The sequence below is a fragment of the Anaerozeibacter quisquiliarum genome (assembly GCF_051162045.1).
In the GTDB taxonomy this organism is placed as follows: Bacteria; Bacillota; Clostridia; order Christensenellales; family Aristaeellaceae; genus Anaerozeibacter; species Anaerozeibacter quisquiliarum.
In genome coordinates, this window is record NZ_JBISDI010000028.1 from 13,203 (window position 1) to 35,121 (window position 21,919).

General features: G+C 63.6%; 20 protein-coding genes. 14 read left to right on the top strand and 6 right to left on the bottom strand.

Translation table 11 applies throughout. From position 1 onward, the window contains the following. Positions 1–116 precede the first annotated feature (116 nt). The 9 genes from ACH6CV_RS12640 (at position 117) to ACH6CV_RS12680 (ending at position 9,408) form a co-directional block, all read left to right on the top strand. Positions 117–803 (top strand): ABC transporter ATP-binding protein, encoded by a 687-nt coding sequence (locus ACH6CV_RS12640; protein WP_456358562.1) that lies wholly within the window; start codon positions 117–119, stop codon positions 801–803. A 13-nt stretch (positions 804–816) separates the two neighbouring features. Next, complete coding sequence (locus ACH6CV_RS12645) at positions 817–1,587, top strand: hypothetical protein (RefSeq protein WP_456358563.1); 771 nt, start codon at positions 817–819, stop codon at positions 1,585–1,587. Between the two features lie 168 nt (positions 1,588–1,755). Then, positions 1,756–2,514, top strand: coding sequence for a MerR family transcriptional regulator (locus tag ACH6CV_RS12650; protein ID WP_456358564.1), 759 nt, complete (start codon positions 1,756–1,758; stop codon positions 2,512–2,514). 469 nt (positions 2,515–2,983) lie between these two features. After that, entirely contained in the window at positions 2,984–3,973 is a 990-nt protein-coding gene (locus ACH6CV_RS12655) for a LacI family DNA-binding transcriptional regulator (RefSeq protein WP_456358565.1), read from the top strand. A gap of 13 nt (positions 3,974–3,986) precedes the next feature. Beyond that, a complete protein-coding gene (locus ACH6CV_RS12660; protein WP_456358566.1) occupies positions 3,987–4,820 on the top strand; it encodes a carbohydrate ABC transporter permease in 834 nt (277 codons plus the stop codon). Positions 4,821–4,877: 57 nt separating this feature from the next. After that, complete coding sequence (locus ACH6CV_RS12665) at positions 4,878–6,131, top strand: ABC transporter substrate-binding protein (RefSeq protein WP_456358567.1); 1,254 nt, start codon at positions 4,878–4,880, stop codon at positions 6,129–6,131. Positions 6,132–6,231: 100 nt separating this feature from the next. Then, complete coding sequence (locus ACH6CV_RS12670) at positions 6,232–7,101, top strand: carbohydrate ABC transporter permease (RefSeq protein WP_456358568.1); 870 nt, start codon at positions 6,232–6,234, stop codon at positions 7,099–7,101. Between the two features lie 20 nt (positions 7,102–7,121). Next, positions 7,122–8,489 carry a family 4 glycosyl hydrolase gene (locus ACH6CV_RS12675; RefSeq protein ID WP_456358569.1) on the top strand — a complete coding sequence of 456 codons (1,368 nt, stop codon included), beginning with the start codon at positions 7,122–7,124 and terminating at the stop codon, positions 8,487–8,489. A gap of 1 nt (position 8,490) precedes the next feature. Beyond that, positions 8,491–9,408: a carbohydrate kinase family protein gene (locus tag ACH6CV_RS12680; RefSeq protein WP_456358570.1), complete on the top strand. Its 918-nt coding sequence runs from the start codon at positions 8,491–8,493 to the stop codon at positions 9,406–9,408. Here the strand turns inward: ACH6CV_RS12680 and ACH6CV_RS12685 are convergent. The 3 genes from ACH6CV_RS12685 to ACH6CV_RS12695 are packed head-to-tail and all read right to left on the bottom strand — an operon-like array spanning position 9,405 to position 13,505. Beyond that, the gene (locus tag ACH6CV_RS12685; protein WP_456358571.1) at positions 9,405–10,604 is read right to left on the bottom strand and encodes a glycosyl hydrolase family 8; all 1,200 of its coding nucleotides are present in this window, start codon (positions 10,602–10,604) and stop codon (positions 9,405–9,407) included. The genes ACH6CV_RS12680 and ACH6CV_RS12685 overlap by 4 nt on opposite strands. 6 nt (positions 10,605–10,610) lie before the next feature. Then, a complete protein-coding gene (locus ACH6CV_RS12690) occupies positions 10,611–12,491 on the bottom strand; it encodes a family 20 glycosylhydrolase (RefSeq protein ID WP_456358572.1) in 1,881 nt (626 codons plus the stop codon). 12 nt (positions 12,492–12,503) lie between these two features. After that, on the bottom strand, positions 12,504–13,505 hold the full coding sequence (locus ACH6CV_RS12695) for a LacI family DNA-binding transcriptional regulator (RefSeq protein WP_456358573.1): 1,002 nt from the start codon (positions 13,503–13,505) through the stop codon (positions 12,504–12,506). A 201-nt stretch (positions 13,506–13,706) separates the two neighbouring features. On the opposite strand from ACH6CV_RS12695, the gene ACH6CV_RS12700 reads away from it, so the two are divergent. The 5 genes from ACH6CV_RS12700 to ACH6CV_RS12720 all read left to right on the top strand — a co-directional run bounded on the left by ACH6CV_RS12700 (position 13,707) and on the right by ACH6CV_RS12720 (position 19,709). Beyond that, positions 13,707–14,684, top strand: coding sequence for an ABC transporter permease (locus ACH6CV_RS12700; RefSeq protein ID WP_456358574.1), 978 nt, complete (start codon positions 13,707–13,709; stop codon positions 14,682–14,684). Continuing rightward, positions 14,684–15,607 carry a carbohydrate ABC transporter permease gene (locus ACH6CV_RS12705; protein ID WP_456358575.1) on the top strand — a complete coding sequence of 308 codons (924 nt, stop codon included), beginning with the start codon at positions 14,684–14,686 and terminating at the stop codon, positions 15,605–15,607. Before ACH6CV_RS12700 ends, ACH6CV_RS12705 begins: the two co-directional genes overlap by 1 nt. A 74-nt stretch (positions 15,608–15,681) precedes the next feature. Further along, positions 15,682–17,328 carry an extracellular solute-binding protein gene (locus ACH6CV_RS12710; protein ID WP_456358576.1) on the top strand — a complete coding sequence of 549 codons (1,647 nt, stop codon included), beginning with the start codon at positions 15,682–15,684 and terminating at the stop codon, positions 17,326–17,328. Positions 17,329–17,433: 105 nt separating this feature from the next. Beyond that, on the top strand, positions 17,434–18,711 hold the full coding sequence (locus ACH6CV_RS12715; protein WP_456358577.1) for a 6-phospho-beta-glucosidase: 1,278 nt from the start codon (positions 17,434–17,436) through the stop codon (positions 18,709–18,711). Between the two features lie 14 nt (positions 18,712–18,725). Continuing rightward, entirely contained in the window at positions 18,726–19,709 is a 984-nt protein-coding gene (locus ACH6CV_RS12720; RefSeq protein ID WP_456358578.1) for a hypothetical protein, read from the top strand. On the opposite strand, the gene ACH6CV_RS12725 is transcribed toward ACH6CV_RS12720, so the two are convergent. The 3 genes from ACH6CV_RS12725 to ACH6CV_RS12735 all read right to left on the bottom strand — a co-directional run bounded on the left by ACH6CV_RS12725 (position 19,706) and on the right by ACH6CV_RS12735 (position 21,693). Continuing rightward, complete coding sequence (locus ACH6CV_RS12725; protein WP_456358579.1) at positions 19,706–20,203, bottom strand: N-acetyltransferase family protein; 498 nt, start codon at positions 20,201–20,203, stop codon at positions 19,706–19,708. The two genes, ACH6CV_RS12720 and ACH6CV_RS12725, sit on opposite strands and share 4 nt — an antisense overlap. Positions 20,204–20,317: 114 nt before the next feature. Continuing rightward, positions 20,318–21,271, bottom strand: a complete 954-nt coding sequence (gene fba, locus ACH6CV_RS12730; protein WP_456358580.1) for a class II fructose-1,6-bisphosphate aldolase — start codon at positions 21,269–21,271, stop codon at positions 20,318–20,320. Between the two features lie 128 nt (positions 21,272–21,399). Beyond that, entirely contained in the window at positions 21,400–21,693 is a 294-nt protein-coding gene (locus tag ACH6CV_RS12735) for a zinc-ribbon domain containing protein (RefSeq protein ID WP_456358581.1), read from the bottom strand. Positions 21,694–21,919 lie beyond the last annotated feature (226 nt).

The window sequence follows — 21,919 nt, forward strand, 5'->3', positions numbered from 1 at the left end:
TGTGAAGCATTATGCCTCAACAACTTGTATCCCCAAAAGTTGACGCGCACGCGCTGTTTGACGGACGGAGTTTGTGGTACAATGAAGGCGCGATTTCGCAAACGGAGGGGACAGCCATGCTTTCATGCGAGCATCTGACCAAGAAATACCTGACTACCACCGCGGTTTCGGACCTGAGCCTTGAGATTCCGAGGGGGCGCGTGTACGCGCTGCTCGGGCCCAACGGCAGCGGCAAGACCACCTTTATGAAGATGGTGGCGGGACTCACGAAGCCCACGTCGGGCGAGCTTACGTTCGGCGGCGATCCGATCGGACCCGAGAGCAAGGCGCGCGTCGCCTACATGCCCACCGAGGGCTACTTCTTCGGCTACATGAACGGCGAGGACGTGGGCGCGTACTACGCGGACTTCTTCCCCGACTTCGACCGCGCGCGCTACCGCGAGGCGCTCGCCTCCATGCAGCTGCCGCCTGCTACCCGTGTGCGCCAGCTGTCCAGCGGCATGATGGCCAAGCTCAAGATCGCGGTCACGCTGTCGCGCGCGAGCGATCTGATTATGCTGGACGAGCCGCTCAACGGCATCGACATCATCGCGCGCGACCAGGTGATCGACGCGATTGCGGAGCGCATCTCGCCCGAGCGCACGTTCCTGCTGTCCAGCCACCTGGTGGATGAGCTCGAGAAGATCGTCGATTACGCGATCTTCATGAAGTCGGGCACGAAGGTGCTCGAGGGCGCGGCGAGCGCGCTGCGCGAGGAGCGCGGCAAGAACTTGGTCGAGCTGTACAGAGAAATCTACGCGTAAAGGGGGAATTGCGATGCTTCACCTGATAAAGTACGAGTACCGCCGGAACCTGTCCGGCATCGTAGCGATGCTGGGCTCGATCATCCTGCTGCAAGGCTTCTTCCTGTACGCGGTCTTGCGCAAGGACGTGGAATTGGTGATACCGGCCTCGACGCTGCTGTTCTTCGCCGCGATGCTCTGCGTGCTGGGCATGCTGCTCTACAGCGTGGCGCTGTATTCCAAGGAGCTGAATGCCAAGACCAGCTACCTGACGTTCATGACGCCCAACTCCGCCACCAAAATCCTGGGCTCAAAGCTGCTGGCGGCATTGCTGCTGGGGCTGTTCTTAGCCCTTCTGCTGGCCGGAACCGCGGCCTGGGATTTTACGCTGCTGAGGCGTACCTTCCCTCAAATCGACCTCGGTGGGATCATGCTGGAGCAGGTGCTCAAGAACATGTCCAGCATCGACCTTCAAACCGTGCTCACGGTGATCGCGGCGATGGCCCTTGACTTTTTGATTAACTTCTTCACCGTCGTGACGATCGCCTACCTCGCCATCACGCTGAGCGCAACGGTGCTGCAAAACAAGAAGTTCAAGGGCTTCTTGAGCTTTTTGATCTTCGTCGGCCTGATGGCCGCGCTCCAGTGGGGCGCCGCCCAGTTGCCGGGCACGGTCATACAACCGGGCCACAGCTTCCCGGACGTCGTGCTGGGCGCCTGGCCGAGGTACGTCGCCTACCTGGGCGCGATGGTCGGCTCGTTCGCGCTGAGCGCGTGGCTGCTGGAGAAGAAGGTCAGCCTATGACACAACCAGGCCAAACGCACAGCCATACGGCATGAGCGGCACCCGTGGGGCCGATGCGCGCATCGGCCCCTGCGCAAGCGGATAAAACCGCGATAAATCACCATCTCTTAACTTGACCCTGACGCTGCGTCAGGGTTTATGCTTTGGGCGTCGAGAGGAGGGATGCGCATGGAGTACACAGTGGACCAGCTTTCGCGGTTGTCGGGGATCAGCGCGCGCACGCTGCGCTACTACGACCAGATCGGGCTGCTCAAGCCTGCGCGGGTGCGTTCCTCGGGCTACCGGATTTACGGAAGCGACGAGGTCAACCGGCTGCAGCAGATCCTGCTGTACCGGGAAATGGACATGGCGCTTTCTGACATCCGGCAGGTGCTGGACGCGCCGGACTTCGACGTGGCGCATGCGCTCCGGGCGCATCTCACCGCGCTCGAGTTGCGCCGCGCGCGTATCGAGCGATTGATCTCGACGGTCAAGAACACGCTGAACAGCCAAGAGGAGGGCAAGGCCATGGACGATCACCAGAAATTCGAGGGTTTCAAGCGGCAATTGGTCGAGGACAATGAGCTGAGGCACGGCCGGGAGGCGCGCGAGCGCTATGGCGAGGCGGCGGTGGACGAGAGCAACCGGAAGCTGATGAATATGACGAAGGCGCAGTACGACGCGATGCAGCAGGCGGCGACCGAACTGCAAGCGCGGCTCGAGCGCGCCGTGCAGGACGGGCTAGACCCGACCGGCGACGAGGGGGGCGCGCTGTGCGCGCTGCACAAGGCATGGCTTTCGTACACCTGGCCCCAGTATACCGCCGAGGCGCATAAGGGTCTCACTCAGATGTACGTATGCGACGAACGCTTCACCGCCCACTACGACCAAAAGGTGGCCGGCTGCGCCGCATTCCTGCACGACGCCGTGCACGCGCACGCCCACTGAGCGGCGACACCGTCTTCCCCACGTAAGCGGTCATGGGGATTCTCAAGGGGCCTGTCCCTTGAGCGGGGTCTGGGGCTGGCCTCAGCGTCCCCCGTACTCCGTCCCCTGCGCCGCCGCATCCATCTCCCAGGCCATAGGGCCGTGCGGCCGATTCCGGTGTCCTCGATCGAAGGCGCCGCCCGCTGGGCGGCGCCTTCGATCGCAGTGCGGTCCCCCGCCGCGTAAAACCACCCGCCCGGCGCCCGCGTCCGGCATGCAAGGCCATCCCATCCTCGCAGCACGATTGTTTCTGAAACAAATCGGCATCCGGGTCACAATTCACATAACGGGCCCCAAATAACCATCCAATAATCCCTATTGAAATTTCGAATTGAAACGAATATAATGAATACAAGAATCCGATTCACTGAATCCCCCTATTTGTTTCAGATTGTTTCATAACGATCACCGAAGAAATGAGGTGCGCGCCGTGACCGTGCGGGAGATTGCGCAGCGGGCGGGGGTGTCCGCGGCCACGGTTTCACGATATCTGACGGGTACCGAGGTGGTGAGCCCGGACAAGTCGGCACGGATCGCGCGGGTGCTCGGGCCGCTCGGCGAGGGTGAGGTCCCGCGGATGCGCGCGGCGGCTAATCCGATGGTCGGGGTGGTGATCCCGGAGCTCGGGCTGCAATACTACATCGATGTGCTGCGCGAGATCATGGATCAAGTCGGAACCTACGGCTTCCAGTCGGTGTTCATCCCCGCATGCGGCAATGCGCGCCATAGCTACTTGGACACGATCAAGGCGCTGAACCTGCGCGGGCTCATCCTGCTCGACGAGGACATCCCGCCCGACCTGATGGCGCTGATCGAGGCGCGGGAGCTGCGCGCGGTGGTGTGCGGCGGCGCGAACCTCGGGTATGGCGGGCGCGTGACGGCGGTGCACATCAACGACCTGGCGGGCGGCTATGAGGGCACAAAGTACCTGATAGGGCTGGGGCATAAGCGCATCGCGTTCCTCAGCGACTCGCCGAAATCGATCGGCAGCGGGTTCCAGCGCATCATCGGCGCGAAACAGGCGCTTACGGAGGCCGGCCTTCCGTTCCACGATCGGCTGTGGCGCTGCGGCGCGCTGACCGACGACGCGGGCTACGAGCTGTGCCGGCAGTTGCTGTCGGAAGGGCAGGCGTTCACCGCGCTGTTCGCGTCCAGCGATCAGATGGCCATCGGGGCGATGCGCGCGCTTAAGGACGCGGGCATCCGCGTGCCCGAGGACGTGTCGGTCATGGGCTTTGATGATTTGCCCATCGCCGACAGGGCGCGCCCGCGGCTGACCACGATCCATCAGCCGCTTAAGGACATCGTGCGCAATACGCTTAGCTTCTTCGCCGAACCGGATCCCGCGATGCTGAGCGCGGAGATCAACGTGCCGTTTTCGGTGTTGGAACGGGAGAGCTGCCGGGCGATCGAAGGATAAGGAGGCCGTTAAGATGAAGGAGCGCAGCAGCGCGGCGGCGGTCGTGCTCAGGTGGATGTTCTTGGCGTTCATCACGTTGATCTCGGTCGGCCCGCTCGTGTGGATCGTGATGTCCTCGTTCAAGACCAACCAGGAGATCTTGCAGAGCGCGTTCGCGCTGCCGTCGAGGATCGGCTTGGACGGATATGCCGCCGCGCTTTCCATGTCGCCCATCTTCCGATACTACGGCAACAGCCTGCTCATAGCCGGCCTGAGCACGGCGCTCGGCGTGCTGGTGGTGGCGATGGCGGCGTACGTCATCGTGCGCGTGCCGTTTCGCGGCTCGAAGGCGCTTATGATGCTGTTCTCCTCGTCGCTGCTGGTTCCGGTGGCGGCGCTGCTGATGCCGATCTACATCATCTTAACCAGGATCGGGCTGTACGACACCAAGGCGGGACTTACGATCGTGTACGCGGCGCTGGGGCTGCCCACCTCGCTGTTCATCCTGCGCGCGCACTTCCAGGGCGTGCCCAAGGAGCTTGAGGAGGCGGCGTTCGTGGACGGCGGCGGGTTTTTGCGCATCTTTTTCTCGATCGTGCTGCCCGTGGTCAAGCCCGGGTTGGCCGCCGCCGCGGTCATGCAGTTCCTGACGTCGTGGAACGAGTTCATGTTCGCGCTGATCCTGACCAAGAGCAACGACAACCGCACGATCCCGCTGGCGCTGTCTTACTTCACCAGCCAGTTCACGTTCAACTACACCGCCATGTTCGCGGCGCTGGTGATGGTGGTCTTGCCCAGCATCCTGATCTACGTGCTGCTGCAGGAGCAAATCACCGACAGTTTGGTGGCGGGATCTGTCAAGGGGTAATCCGTTTTCCCGGCGCGCGGGACGCGCGCAGATTATAGATAAGGGAGGAACTGTACCATGAAGAAGGTCCTGGCTCTGATCCTGGCTGTTGTGATCTGCCTTGGCATGACGGGCGCGGCGCTGGCCGAGGCTGTCGAGATTAGCTTCCCCAACATGTGGGTGGGCGTGAACGGCGCGACCGGCTGGTTCAACGAGTTGAAGGGCGAGTTTGACAAGCTGTACGAGGGCAAGTACAAGCTGGTTGTGGAGGAGATTCCGGGCGACCAGGCGTATGTGGACAAGATCAAGGTGCTGTATTCGTCCGACTCGCTGCCCAGTGCGTTTAACTGCGGCGGCTACAACCTGATCGACCTGATGCGCGACAAGCTGACGGACCTGACGCCCTATCTGGACGCCGATCCCGAGTGGAAGGCCGGCATCAGCGAGGTAGGCCTCAATGTGAACAGCCGCGACGGCAAGCTGTACGGCATCCCGCAGTCCAAGCAGGTCATCGGCTACTTCTACAACAAGGCGCTGTTTGAAAAGGCCGGCATCTCGGGGCCCGCCGCGACCTGGGACGAGTTCTTCGCGCAGTGCGAGCAGCTCAAGGCCGCGGGCATCACGCCCGTGTCGATGGACACCGCCGACAGCGGCTGGGTCACGAGCCTGATGCTGGGCGCGATGATCGGCACAAGCGACGCGGGCGAGGCGTTCATGAACACGCTGCAACCCACCGACTACAACACGCCCGAGTTCATCGAAGCGGCGGGCAACATCCAGAAGCTGTTCATGAACTACACCACCTCCGACGCCGTGGGCGGCAAGTACGAGCATGCCGCCGCCAACTTCTACGCGGGCAAGACCGCGATGATCGCCAACGGCCCCTGGATGATCAGCAGCTTCTACGACGCCTCGATGGCGCCCGAGGGCTTTGCGGACCAGGTGGGCGTAGCGGCCTATCCGGGCAATGTGATGTACAACAGCGGCAAGATCGGGTTCAACGTAGGCGCCAAGTCCCCCGAGGGGATCGAGGCCGCGCTGGCGTTCGTGAAGTTCTTCACCTCGCCCCACGCGCAGCAGCGCGCGCTCGAGATGACCGGCGAGATCCCGGACAACCCGGCCGTCGTCTCCGACGAGGTGTACCCGCTGGTGAACGAAACCATTAAGTTGGGTGCGAACGCCGGCCGCAGCATCAACGACTTCCAGAGCCTGTGGTTTGCCAACGTGGTCGACGAGGTCTCGGTGCAGTATCCCATGCTGGCCCAGAACGCCATCACGCCCGAGGAGTTTGCTCAGGCGCTGACCGCGGCGGCGCAGAAGAACGTGGACTGATCCCCCGCGGGGTATTCCACCCATTCCCCGCCCTGGCGGGGGATGGGCGGAAACGCCCCGGGTACGGCATCCCCCGAATTTCCTGAATGGAGGCGGCGCGATGAAGATCAAGAGGCGCACGGTGGCGCTGTTTCTGCTGCCCTGCGTGGCGCTGTTCGCGCTTACGTACCTGGTGCCGATCGCGCTGGTGCTGTCAAGCTCGCTCACCAGCTGGAAGGCGGGCTCGGCGATGCGGTTTATCGGGCTCAAAAACTACGTCAAGGGCTTTTCCGATCCGTCGATCCTGCGCGCGCTGAAGAACACCGGCATCTGGGTCGGGCTGCAAGCCGTGGTGCACGTGGGCATCGGCGCCGTCGCCGCCATGATTCTCAGCAAGAAGCGGCGGGGCTGGAAGTTCTTTCGCACGGTGTTCATGATCCCCAATGTAATCTCCATGGCCGCGTTGAGCGTGATCCTGCTCAATGTGTTCCGGCCGGGGATCGGACTCGTGAACTCGGCCATCAGCTTCTTCACGGGACAGCCCAGCGACATCAACTTCTACTTCTCCACCCAGACCGCCTTCCCCACGGTCACGCTGGGCTGGCTGCTGTTCGCGGGGCTGATCTGCATTTTGATGCTGGCGGCCATCCAGAGCGTACCGCACGAGGTGCTGGAGGCAGCCCGCATCGACGGCGCGAGCGCGCTTCAAATCGACCTCAGGATCATTTTGCCGCTGGTCAGGGGGAGCCTCGGCACATCGGTCATCATCGCGGCCACCAGTATGCTCAAGGAATTCGAGATGATCTTCCTGACCACCAACGGCGGGCCGGGCTCGCTGACGCTGAACCTGCCGCTGTATTTGTACAAGACCGCGCTGACCGAGAACAACTACGGCTACGCCAACATGATGGGCGTACTGCTGATCTCATCGGGCGTACTGGCGGTGTTCCTGATCAACAAGCTGTTCCGGATGGACGAGGCGGACTACTAATACGCAGGGAGGCGCTATAGATGAAACTCAGCGTGATCGGCGGCGGCGGCGTCCGCTCGATGTTCCTGGCCCGGAGCCTGACGCAGCGCGCGCGGGAGCTCGGGATCGATACGATCGTATTCATGGATAACAACCCCGAGAAGCTGCGCGTGTTCGGCGGGATGGCGCGGCAGGTGGCGCGCAGGATCGACCCTGGCGTGCGGTTTGTGCTGACGGGCAGCCCGGTGGAAGCGGTCACAGACGCCGACTACGCGATCACCACGATGCGCGTGGGCGGGGATTCAAAGCGCGTGGACGATGAAACGGCGGCGCTGGAGCTCGGTCTGCTCGGTCAGGAGACCACCGGCGCGGCGGGCTTTTCGTTCGCGATGCGTTCGGTTCCGGCGCTGGCGGAATACTGCGAGCTGGTCAGGCGGTATGCCAAGCCCGGTGCCAAGGTATTCAACTTCACCAACCCGGCGGGGCTGGTGTCGCAGGCGCTGCGGGACATGGGGTACGACTTCACGTTCGGCATCTGCGACGCCCCGAGCGGCATGCTGCACGCGTTCGCCAAGGCGCTGGGCGAGCGCCCGGACGCGCTGACCGGCGAGTGCTACGGGCTGAACCACCTGAGCTTCTTCGAGCGCGTGATGCTGAACGGGCGCGACATCATGCCCGAGCTGATGGCCGATCCGCGCGCATATCGGGACACCGATCTGCGCTTCTTTGAGCCGGAGTTGGTGAAGCGGCTGGGGCAAATCCCCAACGAGTACCTGTATTACTTCTTCTACCCGGAACGGGCCGTAAGCAACATCCGCGCGTCGGGCACCACGCGCGGCACCGTGATCCGCGACGTGAACCTCAAAATGCTCGAGGAACTGTCGCGGATGGACGTCGAGCGCGACTTCGACGCCTGCCTCGCAGTGTTTGAGAAGTGGCACGGCATCCGCGAGAACAGCTACATGCAGAACGAAACACAAACCGACGCGCACAAGCCGCCGTTCCGGTTCGACGTGTATTCGCAGGACGCCGGCGGCTACGCGGGCGTGGCGCTCAAGTACATCGAGGCCGAGCGCACCGGAAAAGCGACGCAGATGATCCTGTGCGTGCCCAACCGCGGCGCGATCGCGGGCCTTGAGGACGACGACGTGGTCGAGGTCAGCTGCGACATCACGAAAGACGGCTGCGCGCCGCACCGGTTCCCGCACCCCGCACGCATCCCGATGGAGTACATCCGGCGCGTGAAGCTGTACGAGCGCCTCGGTTCCGAGGCCATCGGCGAGCGCGACGCCCAAAAGGCCGTGGATTGCCTGATGGTGCACCCGCTGGTGGGCTCGTATTCGCTGGCCAAGCGGTTGGTCGCGCGCTACATCGAGTTGGGCGGGGATTACATTGGAGGATGGAAATGATATGAGCTTTGCCTGCGGCATCGGGTTCGCCAACTGTGACATCTTCTTTTTGGGCCTCCCTCGCATGCCCGAGGAGGGCGAGGAGCTGTACGCCCGCTCGTTCGACATCCAGGCGGGCGGCGGCGTGCCCGCCACGATGACCGTGCTCGCGCGGCTGGGCGTGCCGGTCAAGCTGGCGACGTTCCTGGGCGGCGACGAGTTCTCCGAGCGCGTCGAGCGCGCGCTCCGGGACTCCGGCATGTCGTACACGAACCTGTACGCGGGCGACGGCTACCCGACCGTAATCTCGTCCACCGCCGTGACGGCGAGCAACCGCACGTTCATTTCCTACAGGGAGGACGTGCCGATCACGGAAGACATACGCGCGCGCGCCGCGGAATTGTTCCGCGGCGCTAAGGTGATGGAGATGCAGCTGGGGATGCTGGACATCTGCCGCGACGTGAAGGCGGCGAGCCCCGACGCGGCGGTGGTGCTGGATACCGGCTGGAACGACGATCTGTCGGTGGAGGGCTACCGCGACTACCTGAAACTGGCCGACTACTACACCCCCAACCGCAACGAGGCCATGAAACTCACCGGAACGCAGACGCCGCTCGACGCGCTGCACGCGCTGGCCGCGTACTTCGCGCACCCGATCGTCAAGCTGGACACCGAGGGCTGCCTGGTGATGGTCAACGGCCGGCCGATCCTGGTGCCGCCGCTGCCCGGCGTGCGCTTCGTGGACGCCACCGGCGCGGGCGACGCGTTTCTGGCCGGCCTGATGTACGGACTGTATCACGGGCGGGACATCGTGGACTGCGTGCGCTACGGCAACGTCACCGGCGGCATCTGCGTACAGGCGGTCGGTTGCCTGACCGGACGCGTGGACGAGCGCGAACTCAAGCGCCTCGCAGGCGCAATCGAGCCGAGGGCGCTTTAATCCCAGTTGCCCGTCGCCACGATCGTGCCGAGCAGGCGCAGCGTGTTGCTATAGTAGACATTCTCCCCGGTCAAGGCGTTCGTATTGTAATCCCACAGGTCGTTCAGCCATTGCTGATCGTCCGGGCGGATCATGGCGCTGACCATCAGCGGGGCGGTGAAACTCAGGTCGCTGTAGTCCTCGAGCGCCTTGCCCTCCAGCGTATAGCCCGCCTTGATGTTGTCGGGCTCATTCTTCGCTTCCGCCTTGATCCAGTCGTTCAGCTGTGCGAGCTGCGGCAGCGCGCGTTCGTCGCCGGTCACCAGGTAGTCGGTCGCCAAGCGCCAGGGGAAGCGGCAGGCGTTCCAGGCATATGCGCCGTCGTTGTCGCCCTCGAGCGCGCCCGGCTGCGCGGGCTGGTGGCCGCCGCCGACCTTCGCCGTCATGAAGTCGGGCAGCAGGCCGGTCTTGGGACTGTACCCGGCAAAGATCGATTGTGCCATCGCGTATTCCGCGTCCAGCACCTGCGTCCAGCGCGCATCGCCGGTCGCCCGCGCGAAGGCCTTCAAGTGCTGGGGCATGAAATCGGAGGAGCGCGTCAGCGGATCGGTCGCGTCCGCCCAATCGCCCACCCTGAGCGTCCATGCGCTGTGGTTGACTTCGCTTTCCATAATGGCGTCGATCAGTTTCTTCGCCTGGCCCAGATAATCAACCTCCGCGCTGCCCCAGGCCGCGTCGGCCAGCAGCAGCGCGTAAGCGATGTCCAGGTCGCCGTCGGTCGCCGAGTCCACGCCGTTCACATCGGTGATCGCGCGGCCGTCGTCGGCCTGCTGCCAGGCCATCAACTGGCTGTTGATCTGACTGCGGTGATGCCGGAAATACTCGTACATCGCGTCGAAGCTATCCTTCGCGCCCGGATCACGCGAGGCCATGGACGCCAGGATGACCATGCCGTATCCATGCGCCTCCGACACGGTGATGATTTCTTTCTCTACATAACCGCCGTCGTTGTACCACACGTACATCTGTTCAGGATCGTAGGGGCTGCGCTTGAGGTATTTGTCCTTCCACTCGCCGTACAGCCGGAGGAGCGTCTGCTCCATCTCGGCCTGCGTGACATGGCTGGGGCGGATGGACGCGGCCTGAACTGTGGAAAAACTCATGAACATCACCATACACATCAGAAATAGCGCCGCGATTCGACTCAAATGTCTCATAAATTCTCACCTCATTCCGATATGTCCCGGCGTGACGACAGGTATCCAGTGGTTGAGCATCTCATACGCGCCGTCCGGCCGGCGCAAATAGGGCAGCTTGGTTGTGCTGAGTTCCGGGATATCCGCGACAGAGCCGTCCCGCAACGCCTCGAAGCGCCGCGCCGCCGTGCCAAAACGCGCGATCAGCCCGCCCAGGCGGATGTCGATCACCTCGAAGCCGAAGGGCTTGTTGGTCGAATGCCACAGCTCGAACCAGGCAAGGCGCAGCGCCTCGAGCGCACGGATGACCTCGAGCGCCAGCGCCGGCATGCGGGCGATCTGCGCCCCGTCCCGTTCGCGTACGCAGGTTGCCGCGCGGTCGCGCCAGCGGCATTTTGCGTTGAGAACCCGCGCGATATGCGCGTGGAACTCGAACAGCAGCGCGTAGCCGGGGTTCTCGCGCGCGTACCGCTCGTAGAGCGGGATCAATTGCTCGTAATGCTCCGCGGCGGGTACGCCCCGTAAATCCTCCTCGAAGATCGGCAGCAGCGGATCCTCGTAGAGCAGGTTCTTGAGCGGGTTCGATACGTCCCCGGCGGGCGGCGCAATCCCCGGCAGCACGTTCAGCCTGGACAGGTCGAGGAAGGCCTGCGCGCTTGCGCCCGCGCACACCTCGAACCGGCGCGCCACTTCTTCCGCGTCGTACCCGCCGGTGTAGCCGTACTCGGCGTACAGCTGCAGGCCGTACAGGATCGCCGTCAGGTTGGTCTCCGCGCCGTCGTCGCCCCAGGCGGTGGCGAACACCTCGCGCACGTTCTGCTTTCGGCACTGCGCGAGCGCGGGCAGCGTCGTATTAATCGTCCGAGCATAGTCGACGACCGGCCCGTTCCAGCTCCATATGCCGCCCGCGAACACGGTGCGGGCCTCGAACCGGGCGTGCAGCTTGAGCAGCTTCTCGTAGTGCGCCTCGTCCTCGTGGTAGTAGTCCCAGTAGGCCAAATCGATCTCGGGCGGCGCGGCCGACAGCGTCTCGCTCGTCAGCACGCAGTCGGGGTCGTACAGCAAGCGCGCGGGCGAAGCCGCGTAGAAATGCATGTCGCTCCACATCATGGCCTTGAGGCCGTGCTTCTTGATGATCGCCCGCACGCGCCTTAGGTGCTCGTCCATCAGCTCGGCGCAGGGCTTGTAGCCGTACTTGGACAGGTAATTGCCCAGCCCCAGTTCCCAAGCCTCGTCCATGCCGATGTTGATGCGCTTCGACCGGAAGGGGCTTGATGCGGCGACGATCATTTGCTCGATCAGCGCGTAGGTGGCGTCCTCGCCCACCATCAGGTTGCGATAGGAGTCCTGGGCCTGCTCGAGGCCCGGCCAGCGCAGCGCGCACTCCAGATGCGCCAGCGTCTGGATGCAGGGGATCATCTCGATGCCGAGCTCGTCGGCGCAGTCGTCGAGCGCGCGCAGTTCCTCCTGAGTATACCGACCGCGCAGGTAGCCAAAGTAGGGCTGAGCTTCGATCTCGTAGGTGTCTTCCGTGTACAGCATGGCCCAGTTGAGGCCCATGAGCGCCATCTTCGCCAGCAGATCCCGCATGCAGTCGGGCGTGAGCACGGCGCCCCGCGAGCAGTCGAGCATCACGCCGTTGCGGTCGAAGCAGCAGGTCTCGTGGAGCTCGAACGCCGCCTCGCCGCCGCGCTGCTTAAGCAGCGACAGCGCCCGGAAGAATTCGACCCTGTGATGGTAGCGGATCAGCGCGCGGTCGCCGTGCTTTGAAACGGCGAGGCCCGGCGCGCCCTGGCGCTCAACCGTCACGGCGAGCCCGTCCGGCGCCTCGTTCAGTTGAAGCAGCGGCGCTACGCGGTCAAGCCCAGCGCGCAGTTCCTCCGGCAACCCGTGAAAGCACAATCGCATCCCGGTCCCTCCTCATATACAACTCTCTCGCATCACGAAATCCGGCTCGAACACCACCGATTGCGGCGCGGCATCCGGGGTGGTCAGCGAGCGGACAAGCAGCTTGATGCCCATCTGCCCCATCTCGTACAGCGGCTGGCGCATCGTGGTCAGCCCGGGAAACAGCATGTCCCGCGAATCGGGCGCCTCGTCGTCAAAGCCGATCACGGCCACGTCGTCCGGCACGCGCAGCCCGCTTGCGATCAGCGCGCGCATCACGCCGTAGGCGGTCTTGTCCGCGCCCGCGAAGCAGGCGTCGGGCACGCGGCCTTGCCCAATCAGCTTTGTCATGCGCTCGCAGGCGAGCGCTTCCTCAAAGTCGGACTGGATCACGGTGCCGTCCTCCACAGGCACCCCCGCGTCGCGCATGGCGGCGAGGAAGCCCTCGAGCCGCTCGTGCGCGACATTGTAGTTCATGTCGCCTGTGAAGTGGCAAATGCGCTTGTAGCCGCGCGCGATCAGGTGGCGGGTCGCGCGGTAGGCCCCGCCCGTGTTGTTCACGCGCACACGGTTGAAGCTCTCGCCCGGCACGTCGCCCTCGATCAGCACGCAGTGGGGCGCGCGCTTGACCAGGTGACGCACGAGCGGCGCGTCCTCGAGCCGGCTGCCGAAGGCGACGATGCCGTCCGCGCGCCCCTCCATGAAGTAGTCCACATAGCGGTACTTTATGTCCGGCCGGCTGCGGCCGCTGCAAAACACCACATTGTAGCCCATCTCCTCTCCCATGTCCTGCAAACCCCGGATCAGTTCAAAGAAGTATTTTTCGCACAGGTCGTCCATCACCACGCCGATGATCTGAGTGGACTGCCTGACGAGCGAACGCGCCAGGGCGTTGGGCACATAGCGCGCCTCCCGTATGGCCTCCCGGATCTTGCGCCGGTTCTCGGGACTGACGCCGGGCTTGTCGTTGAGCACGCGCGACACCAGCGCGCTTGAAACGCCCACCTTTTTAGCGATCTCGTGTATGGTTGCCATGCGCATCCCCCGTCTGTCGGTTGTCGTTTACTCCGCATCAGCATATCATATCGTCACAGGAAAGTCAAACGATTTACATTTCATAACCCCAGAAAATTTCTGCCGATACGGGGTTGACAAACCCAAAACTTTACGCTATGATACGCTCAAGATGTAAATCGATTGACATTTGTGTGATTTCTGTAAACGAGGAGGGCGGCGATGAGCAAAACCGTCTTTGCAACCGTGCGCCGGGCAAAGAAGCGCGGAGCGTCCCTGCACAAAAAGCTGTGGCGGCAGCGCCATCTGCTGATGATGTCGGTGCCGTTCATCATCTGGGCGATCGCGTTCCAATACCTGCCGCTGGCCGGCTGGACGATGGCGTTCCAGGATTTCAAGCTCAAGGCCAGCCTGGCAAACAGTTTTTTCGGCGCGCCGTTCGTGGGGCTCAAGCACTTTCAACTGCTGTGGCAGGACTTTCTCTCGCGCGGCCGGTTCTACCTTGCGCTGCGCAACACGCTGGCCATGAGCCTCTTGTCGCTCACGATCGGGTTCGCCATGCCGATCCTCTTCGCGCTGATGATTAACGAGTTGCGCGGACGCCTGTTCAAGCGCGTGGTGCAGACCGTGTCGTATCTGCCGCACTTCATCTCCTGGGTGGTCGCGGCCGGCATGATCTCCGCGATGCTGTCCTCGGAGGGCCCGATCAACAACGTGCTGCTCTCTATGGGCTTGACGCAGTCGCGCACCGCCTTCCTCGCCGTGCCCGAATACTTCTGGGGGATCGTGACGGCGTCCGACATCTGGAAGGAGATCGGCTGGAACGCGATCATCTTCCTGGCGGCCATCACGAGCGTCGATCAGGCGCTGTACGAATCGGCGGAGATCGACGGCGCGAACCGCTTCCAGAAGATGCTGCGCATCACGCTGCCCTGCATCATGCCGGTCATCGTCGTGATTCTAATCATGAACATCGGCTGGATCATCAGCATCGGCTTTGAGAAGCAGTACCTGCTGGGCAGCGATCTGGTGCGCTCGTATTCGGAGGTGCTGGACATCTACGTGCTCAAGTACGGCATCGGCCAGAGCCGCTACAGCTTCGGCACGGCCATCGGCATCTTCAAATCGGTGGTGTCGATCGCGCTTTTGATGCTGGCCAATTGGTTCGCCAAGCGCGCCGGGCAGGAAGGGGTGCTGTGATGAAGGCGGCGATGCGGCACAGAGGGGCCTTCCTCCGCGGGTCGGTCGGCGACAAAATCTTCGACTTGCTGCTGATTGCGTTCATGATCGCGGTTCTGATCGCGACGCTGTTTCCGTTCCTGAACGCCGTCGCGCTCGCGTTCAACGATTCGAAGGACTCGATCAAGGGCGGCATCGGCATCTGGCCGCGCAGGTTCACATTACAGAATTTCCAAACGCTCGCGCGCTACCCGGCGCTTCGGCAGGGCATGCTGATCTCCGTCGCGCGCACCGTCTTGGGCGCCACGGTCAGCGTGCTGTCCACCAGCATGCTGGCCTACGCGATCAGCCGGCGGGATTTCATCCTGCGCCGCTTCACGACGCTTTTGTTCCTGCTGACGATGTACATCGACTGCGGGCTGATCCCGCACTTCATGGTGATCCGGCTGTTCAAGCTCAACAACAGCTTCTGGGTATACATCATCCCCGGGCTGATTAGCGCCTACAACCTGATCGTCATGCGCAGCTTCATCGACCAGCTGCCCTACAGCCTGCAGGAATCGGCGTTCCTGGACGGCGCGAACGACTTCGTGATCTTCTGGCGGGTGGTGATGCCGCTGTCGGGGCCGGTGATCGCCACGGTGGCGCTGTTCTGCGCGGTGGGCCAGTGGAACAGCTGGTTCGACACCTTCCTGTACGCGCCGTTCAACGAATCGATCACCACGATGCAGTACGAACTGATGAAGGTGCTGCAAAGCGCCTCGGCGCAGACCAACGCCGCCCACATGGGCCAGGCCGGACGAGCGGCGACCGCCGGCAACGTCTCGCCGCTGTCGGTGCGCATGACGATCACCGTGGTGTCCATCCTGCCGATCATCTGCGTGTACCCCTTCGTGCAAAGGTATTTCGTGACCGGCATCACATTGGGCGCGGTCAAGAGTTGACCGCGCGCATCGCGCATGAAGCTTTGCCGCCGGTCATGCCGGGGCATGCAATAATGAAAGTAGGTGGATGACACATGTGTAAGACCCGGAACATCGTAAGCCTGTTGCTGGCCGTGCTGCTGATTTGCGGCATGGCGCCAGCCTTCGCGCAGACCGCGAAGGACCCCATCACCTTCACGATCTACATCGAGGACGCGCAGGAGAACCGCGTCGAGGAGGGCTTCCAGGGCACCGTATCCAAAAAGATCACCGCGGACACCGGCGTCACGATCAAGTACAACTTCGGCGTGGGCGACGTGTCCGAGCAGGTCACGCTGATGGTAGCCGACCGCAGCTTCCCGGACTTCGTATTCTCCCGCTCGCACCTGTACAGCTTCCTGGAGGCCGACGCCTACATCGATCTGGCGCCGCTGATCGAGGAGCACGGGCCCAACATCAAGGCGCTTTACGGCAAGTACTTCGACTCGCTCAAGGACAAGGACGGCCACATCTACTACCTGGGTCAGGACTTCGTGCATCCGATCAACCCCACGAAGGACCCGGAAGACAGCTTCGAGCTGCAGCTGGCCGTGGTCAAGGAACTCGGCTATCCCGAGATCCGCACGCTGGATCAGTATGCCGACGCCATCCGCCAGTACAAGGCGAAGCACCCCACGATCGACGGCCAGCCCACGATCGGCCTGACGCTGACCTGCGGCGAGGGCTGGCGCTACTACATCACGCTGATTAACCCGGGCATCCGCGCCTCAGGCGGGCCGGACGACGGCAACTACTTCATCGATCCCGACACGATGAAGACCATCTACGCCTACGCGAAGCCCGAGATCAAGGAATACTACCGCTTCCTGAACGGCCTGTATGCCGAGGGCCTGCTGGATCCCGACGCGTTCACCCAGACCCACGACGAGTACCTGGCCAAGATCGCCAGCGGCCGCGTACTGGCGCTGACCGACGGCGACTGGGAGTATGCGGAGGCCGAGAACATCCTGCGCAACGAGGGCAAGGCCGAGCGCACCTACGCGCGCTTCCCGGTCACGCTGAGCCGGGACATCCCGCACCCGGCCTACCGCCCCTACGCCCACATCTTCAAGAACGGCGTGGGCGTGACCACCAACTGCCCCGATCCCGTGCGCGCCGTGCAGTTCCTCGACTACCTGTGCCGCCCGGAGACGCAAATCCTGACCAACTGGGGCTTTGAGGGCGAGGACTGGGAGATCCGCGACGGCATGCGCAAACCCACCCGCACCGACGATCAGCAGACCACCGACTACATCCTGAAGACCGGTATCGGGAATATGACCTATCCCTGGCCGGCGCTGGGCGCGGTCAAGGACGCGGACGGCTACTGGATGGTGCCGCGCGCCGACGACGAATCGCTGATCGAGCGCTACTCCCCCGAGGCCAAGGAAGCGCTGGCCGCCTACGGCGTGCGCACCTGGAAGGACCTGTTCCCCAAGCCCGAGGTGTTCAAGGAGTCCAGGTGGGGCCAGGCCTGGCTGATTTTCGACAACCAGCCGGCCGACAGCGAGTTCAGCATCCTGCAGAACGAGTGCAACGCGCTGGCCGCGCAGTACCTGTCCATGGCCGTCAGCGCTGCGCCCGACAAGTTCGACGCGGTGTGGGATGAGTTCACGACCCGGCTCGACAACGCGCAGGTGGATCGGCTGGGCGAACTGGCCACCGAGTTGGTCATCGATACCTCAAACTGGGATAAGAAATAACACGGCGATGGTATAATCAGGGCGGGCGGATTGTATCCGCCCGCCGCGGATTGCCTTAGGGGCGACCTGCGGCCGCCCGAGCCTGTTGGAATGGGAGATGAACCTATGAAAGGGCTAAAATTGACCGTCATCGGTGCGGGCAGCACCTATACCCCGGAGATCGCGGAGGGACTGATTGCCCGACGCGCCACACTGCCCATCAAAACGCTGTGCTTCATGGATGTGAACCTCAAGAAGATGGGCGTGGTCGCCGGCCTGGTCGGTCGGATGCTCGAAAAGTCGCTCTTCAAGGGCCGGTTCATTCAGACCGACGATCTGGGGCTGGCGCTCGACGGCGCCGACTACGTGATCGCTCAGATCCGCGTGGGCGGGCTGGACGCGCGCATCCTGGACGAGAAGCTGCCGCTCAAGTACCGCCTGCTCGGCCAGGAGACCACCGGCATCGGCGGCTTCATGCAGGCGCTGCGCACCGTGGGCCCGGTGATGGACATCGCGCGGGAGATCGAACGGCGCTGCCCGAACGCCTGGTTCGTCAACTTTACCAACCCCTCGGGCATCCTGGCCGAGGCGGTGCTTGGGCATACCTCCGTCCGGATGCTGGGCCTGTGCAATTGCCCGATCAACATGCTCGCCGACGTGCGCAATGAAATGACGCAGGGCCGCGACTTCGACTACGACTACGTGGGGCTCAATCACCTGAGCTGGATCACGTCGGTTCGGCTCGAGGGCCGCGAGCTGCTGACGCCGGGCGCGTTCTCGACCGGGCGCGGCATGGCGAACATCCCGCAGGTTGATCTGCCCGAGCCGCTGCTGCGCGCGGTGGGCGCGATTCCGTCCAGCTACCTCGGCTACTACTACAACCGCGAGGCGCATCTCGAGAAGTGCCTGTCGGCCAAGCTCAGCCGCGGCGAGGAATGCCGCGTGATCGAGCGGAACCTGCTCGACCAGTACGCCGATCCCAACCTCTCCGAGAAGCCCGAGTCGCTGTCCAAGCGCGGAGGCGCGCTGTACTCGACCGCCGCCGTGAACCTTATCAACGCCATCCACCTGGACAGCCACGATCGGCAGGTGGTCAATACGCGCAACCGCGGCGCGCTCAGTTTCATGGACGCGGACGACGTGGTGGAGATCCCCTGCGAGATCAGCCGGGACGATGTCGTGCCTATCGCGCCGAGCGCGCCGGTGAACGCGCACATCGTCGCGCTGATGCGCGCCGTCAAGGCCTACGAAAAGCTGACGGTCCAAGCCGCGCTGACCGGCGAGCGCGACGTCGCGCTCGCCGCGCTCCTCACCCATCCCCTGATCGGCGACTACGAACGGGCCGGCGGCGCGCTGGGCGAGATGCTCGAGGCGAACCGGCAGTGGCTGCCCAATTTTCAGTAGTGGGGGCGCATGACATGAACGGCTTCGTGATGGGCCTGGACGCGGGCAGCAGCAAGAGCCACCTCGCGCTGTTCGACCTCAGTGGCGCGCGCATCGACTTCGTACCCTGGGGCCCGCTCAACCACGAGAACATGGACGGCGGGTTTGAACAGCTGGAGCGGGAAATGCGCGCGCTGGTCGCTTTGGCGCTCAAGCGCAACAAACTGTCCATAGAAGGTCTTGTGCGCGGCGTGTTCGGCATGTCGGGCGCGGACACGGCGCGGCAGCGCGCGAGCATCCGTGCGATCTGCGGGCGGCTGGGCGTCAAGCATCCGCTGGTCGTCAACGACGCCTACCTGCCGATCAAGGCGGTAAGCCCGACCGGCTGCGGCATCGGGGCGATCAACGGCTCGGGCTGCACGGTCGCAGGCATCGGCGTAGGCTCGGTCATGCTGCAAATTGGAGGCTGCGGCGGGCTGACATGCGACATGGGGGGCGGCGGTCACCTGGGCGAGGTGGTGGCCGGCACGGTTTACGCCAGCCTTTTCAAGCGGGGTGCGCAGACCCTGCTCTGCCCCATGCTGAAGCGGCGGCTGGGCGTTACGCGCGACGAGGACTTCCTTGACGCGCTGATCGAGCAGCTCGACGCCGGGACGCTGATGCTGTCGGAGATGGGCCAGATGCTGTTCGAAGCCGCCGACCGCGGCGACGCCGTGTCCCTTCAGCTGCTCGAGGCGACCGGCGAGGACAGCGCCAGGGCGATCGTGGGCCTGCTTGATCGGCTGCCCTTCCCCGCAGGCGAGCCGGTGGACGTGGCGCTGGCCGGTTCCGTGTACGTCAAGGGCAGCAACCCCGCGCTGGTGGACGCGCTTAAACGCAAGGCGACTTCCTTGGCCGGCGATCGTCCGCTGCGCTTCACGGTCACCGACCATCCGCCCGTCATGGGCGCGATCGTGTGGGCGCTCACCGATTATCTGCCCGCCGAGCGCGCGATCGAGCGCGTGGGGGCGCAGCTTTAATTGATCCCGATCGTGCGGCTGCGCCGCTCCATCAGCAGCGTGTTGTGCCACACGCCGCGCCCGTCGAAGCCGATCCGTTCGCGGTAGCCGACCATCCGGAACCCGCAACGCTCGTGCAGGATGCGGCTGGCCTCGTTTTCTTCGAAGATGTGCGCCTCGAGCATCCAGATGCCGAGGTGTTCGCTTTCCAAGATCAGCGCTTCGAGCAGCGCCCGCCCGACGCCCCGGCCGCGCGCCCCGGCGTCCACGTAGATCGCCAGCTCCTTGACGCCCGCGTAGCAGGGCCGCGCGCTGACCGCGGACAGCGCGGTCCAGCCCATGACCCGCCCGTCGATCTCGGCGACCAGCCTCGGTACGCGCTCGCGCGAGACGTCCCACGCCTCGTAGCTGGGCACGGAAACGTGCATGGTCGCGTTGCCCGCGTCGATCCCCTGCTGAAAGATATCGGCCACGCGCGGCCAGTCGGATTGGGTCATCGGTCTGATTTGGAGCATGGGTACCCTCCTTGGTGCGCGGCCCTTTTCATTCCCCTCCTGGGGGGGAATGGAGCGGGGACCGCAGCGCCCTTCCCGGTGCCGCGGCCCCCTTAGTCTCATGCAATCGCTGTATTACGCCTTCCCGTTGCACCCCAGCACGTTGACCAGCTTGTGCTGCACCATCTTGCGGATGTTCTCGCGCGCGGGCTTGAGGTATTGGCGCGGGTCGAAGTGATCCGGATGCTCGGCGAAGTACTGGCGGATCGTGCCGGTCATCGCCAGGCGCAGGTCGGAGTCGATGTTGATCTTGCAGACCGCCGAGCGGGCCGCCTGACGCAGCATCTCTTCCGGGATGCCGATGGCGTCGGGCATCTTGCCGCCGTTTTCGTTTATCATCTTGACATACTCGGGCACCACCGACGACGCGCCGTGCAGCACGATCGGGAAGCCGGGCAGGCGGCGGGTGATCTCGTCCAGGATGTCGAAGCGCAACTGCGGCTTCTGGCCGGGCTTGAACTTATACGCACCGTGGCTGGTGCCGATCGCGATGGCCAGCGAGTCGACGCCGGTCTTGGAGACGAATTCCTCGACCTCCCCGGGGCGGGTGTAGCTGGCGTCCTCGGCGGACACGTTGACCGCGTCTTCGATGCCGGCCAGGCGGCCCAGCTCGCCCTCGACCACCACGCCGTGATCGTGCGCATATTCGACGACCTGGCGCGTCAGCTTGATGTTATCGGCAAAGCTGTGATGGCTGCCGTCGATCATGACCGAAGTAAAGCCGCCGTCGATGCAGCTCTTGCACAGTTCGAAGGTATCGCCGTGGTCGAGGTGCACGCAGATGGGCAGGTCGAATCCCGCGCTCTCCTCGGCGTCCTTGAGCGCCGCCTCGATCAGCTTCATCAGGTACACATGCTTGGCATACTTGCGCGCACCCGAGGACACCTGCAGAATAAGGGGGGCCTTCTCCTGCATCGCCGCCTCGGTGATGCCCTGGATGATCTCCATATTGTTGACATTGAACGCGCCGATGGCGTAGCCGCCCGCGTAGGCCTTCTTAAACATCTCGGTAGAAGTAACCAGTGCCATATTAACATCTCCTCCATCCGTTCTCTTCCATCTATTATACCCATTCCCCGGGCGCAAATCAAGGGCAAAGGCGCGTAAAAAACAGCGCACCTTGTCGATGCGCTGTTTTGATTGCCTGTTACAGCCGATTAATAGCGGCTGCCCTGACGCTGCGTGTCGAAACAGTCGCGGCAGTACACCGGACGATCGCCGCGCGGCTGGAACGGCACCTGGGTGGCGCGGCCGCAGCTGTCGCATACGACGTCGTACATGGGGCGGTCGCCACGGCCCTGACCGTTGTTGGCGCGGCGGTTCGCGCGGCAGCCGGGGCAACGACCGGGCTCGTTCTGAAAGCCCTTATCGGCATAGAACTGCTGCTCGGAAGCGGTGAACACGAACTCCGCGCCGCACTCGCGGCAAGTCAAGGTCTTGTCTTCAAACATGGGAAAAACCCTCCTAATATGATGTGCCCTACCGCGACCTTCCCTGAGCTTCCCGTCCTGTCGTCGGTAGAATCACCACCGGAGGGATACGGACCAACCAAGGGGCCTCATTCTTGGGCTAAGAACAATTATAGCACAACCCGCGCGCTTCGGCAAGGGCTTTTTGGCGCTTTTTCGGCCAAAATTTTACGGGTTACGCGAATCCGCCGCCGCGGTCCCGATCACG